Genomic DNA, 2819 nt, shown 5'->3' on the forward strand with positions numbered 1-2819 from the left:
CCTCTTCGCGGTCTCGGGCGTGTGGTACGCGGTGCGACGGACGCGACGCGTGGGCGCCTAGCCGAGCCGAACGAGCCCGCGGCCGGCGGGAGTCCGCGGCTACGGCGCCACCCGTGCGACGGCTCCTCCTTCGAGGGCGATCCAGAGGGCGCCGTCGGGACCCACGGTGATGCCGTGCGGTTCGGACGACGGCAGCTCGTACTCCGTGACGTCACCGTCCGCCGCGACGCGGCCGACGCGGCCGGCGCCCCACTCGGTGAACCAGCACTCGCCCGCTGACGTGGCGGTGATGGCGTGCGGCCGGGCCTCGGGGTCGGGGAGGGGGAACTCCTCGACCGCGCCGTCCGTCGAGATCCTGCCGATCCGGCCGGCCGCGATCTCGACGAACCACAGCGCCGAGCCGTCGCTGGTGAGGCCGACGGGCGCCGCTTCCGCGGTGGGCAGGGCGTGGAGGGCGACGTCGCCGCCGACCGTGATCCGGCCGATCGCGTGCGCCTGGTTGAGAGTGAACCACAGGGCGCCGTCAGGGCCGTTGACGATCGCGGAGGGGAAGGCGCCGGTGACGGGCAGGGGGAACTCGGTGACCTCTCCGCCGGCCGTGATCCGGCCGATGCGGTCGGAGTGGAGCTCCGCGAACCACATGGCGCCGTCAGGTCCCGCGGTGATCCCGTACGGCCCGCTGCCCGGTGTCGGGGTGGGAAAGGAGTCGATCTGCCCGGCGGCGGTGACGCGGCCGATCCGGTGGTCCCCGTACCGGGCGAACCACAGCGTGCCGTCCGGCCCGGGCGCGATCGCGGTGGGGCTGCAGGCGGGCGCATCCAGCGGATACCAGGTGAGTTCCCCGTCGAGCGTCAGACGTGCGAGGCGGCCGCTGCGCGCGAAGGTGAGCCAGAGCGCGGCGTCGGGGCCGGCCGCGATGCCGTACGGGCCGGTGCTGCCGTCCGTCACGGGGATCTCCCGGACGGTCGGGGCGTCGTTCATGGCAACTCCTCGGGCGTGAACGGTTGTTCGGGCCCACGTCCGCGCCGGGGCGGGTTGCGGTCGTCCGGGGCCGGAGGCGTCGCGTCGACCTCGGGCTGCGAACGAGGCAACGCCCGCGGGCCATGCCCGGAGGCGTCGAGCTGCGGGCCGGTGCCGTCACACACTGCGTGCCGGCGCGCGACGGCTGCAAGCCCGTTTCCGCGTCCCAGCCTGTGGCCACACGGGTGGCTTGCTGCGACACCGCCCCGGCGAGCCGTTCATCCCCTCGACGCCCCGCCTCCGCGGAAGCGCGTCCTTTGGCTTGCACCGCGCACAGGACCAGGCAGGCGCCGAGTGCGGGGGAGCAGTCACCGTCTGACTCAACGGTGGAGTCGCCCTGTTTCACCCGGTGTTCGACCCTGTCGGTGAGGCGCCCTCGTATCCGGACAGCGCTTCCGCCTGTACCACCCCGTCGCCGACCGCCGGTCCTGCCCGTCGTAGCGGGGCACCACCCGCCGTCCTCGGCGCCGATCCGCCGCGGCAGGCCCTGTTCGCGCGCCGCCCCGGCAAGAGCCTCGCGCACATCGCGTCCACCCGTGGTCTTCCGCCCGCACCAGGACCGGCGCCCAACGGCTTCCGAAACCGGGCGACTTGCCGGTGGCTGCGGGAGAACGCCGTACCGCAGCCACCGGCAGCCGGCCGTCACCGCCCCGCGTGCTCGGCCACCACCTCCACGACCTCCCGCACCTGCGCGCTGATCGCCTCTCGGTTGCGCTCGAAGACCGGATCGCTGACCCGGCCGCCGTCCGGCACGCTGTTGTCCTCGCCGAACTCCAGTACCGGCGTGTGGAGATGACCGCCCGCGATACGCGCCCCCACCGCGTCGCGCAGCAGCGTCGCCCGGTAGGCGATCTCGTTCGACAGGTAGTTGCCGCCGCCCCCGGCCCGGGCCGTCGAACCCGGCGTCGGCCCTTCGGGCCGCTCCACCGGCTCCCCGCTGCCCGACGGGATCTCCGTCACCGCCGTGTTGTCCCGCACCGGGAACCTTCCCGTGTCCGCGTCGACGATCGCCCGGTACGGCAGCGACGTCACCGTCCACTGCGGCTGCGGAACGGGAGTGGGCACACCGGGCGGCACCGGGACCGTCTCCGCGCGGGACACGCGTACGTTGTCGGGCGAGCCGCCCCGCCACGCCCCGTTGTACCGCTCGACGTCGAACCGGCCCGGGCTGCCCTGGCTGACGGTGATCAACGCGTCCGTCTGCCGCGCCCCTTGGCGCAACGCCGGCAGCAGCGCCTTCTCCACCATGCCGTCGGCGAAGTCGTCCCAGCGCACGGGGAAGAGCATCGTCTCCACCCGGGCCCGCTCGCCCGACGCGGTCCGCACCACCTTGCCGTCCAGCGCCAGCGCCGCAGCCCCCGACGGGTTGCTGCGCCGTATGTCCTCGTCCAGTTGGAACGGATCGAAGCCCGTGACCACCACCCGCCGAAGCCCGTCCGACTCGGCGGGCAGCCGCGCCGAGTCGTGGCCGCGCGAGGCGACCTCCAACCTCTCCAGCAGCCGCGTCCGACGCTCCTCCGTGAGCGCGAACGAGGGGGACCAGCCGCGCAGTGCCTTCGTCATCCCCAACCGTGCCCAGTACAGCGGCCGATCGTCACCGCGGCTCAGCTCGCCGCCCGCCGAACCACGCCCCTGCACCCGGTCGACAGCCCGCTGCCAGAGCCGCTTGCCGTGCCGCACGACGACGCGCTCGGCCTCCCCGGCCGACCGCGCCTCGCCCAGCGCACGCCGGAACGCGGGAGCCGCGTCGTCGAAGCCGCTGCGCCGGAGAACCTCCCGCGGCTCGTCCTGCGCCAGCC

At 74.4% G+C, this 2819-nt stretch carries 2 protein-coding genes; both read right to left on the reverse strand.

What is annotated here, in order from left to right; translation table 11 throughout:
- Positions 1-99 precede the first annotated feature (99 nt).
- A complete protein-coding gene (locus UWG_RS0128030; protein WP_016910515.1) occupies positions 100-981 on the reverse strand; it encodes a Vgb family protein in 882 nt (293 codons plus the stop codon).
- A 681-nt stretch (positions 982-1662) separates the two neighbouring features.
- On the reverse strand, positions 1663-2819 hold a 1157-nt coding region (locus UWG_RS0128035; protein WP_016910516.1), incomplete at its 5' end, for a C15 family peptidase.

Source organism: Streptomyces xiaopingdaonensis (assembly GCF_000262345.1).
GTDB classification, from domain to species: Bacteria; Actinomycetota; Actinomycetes; order Streptomycetales; family Streptomycetaceae; genus Streptomyces; species Streptomyces xiaopingdaonensis.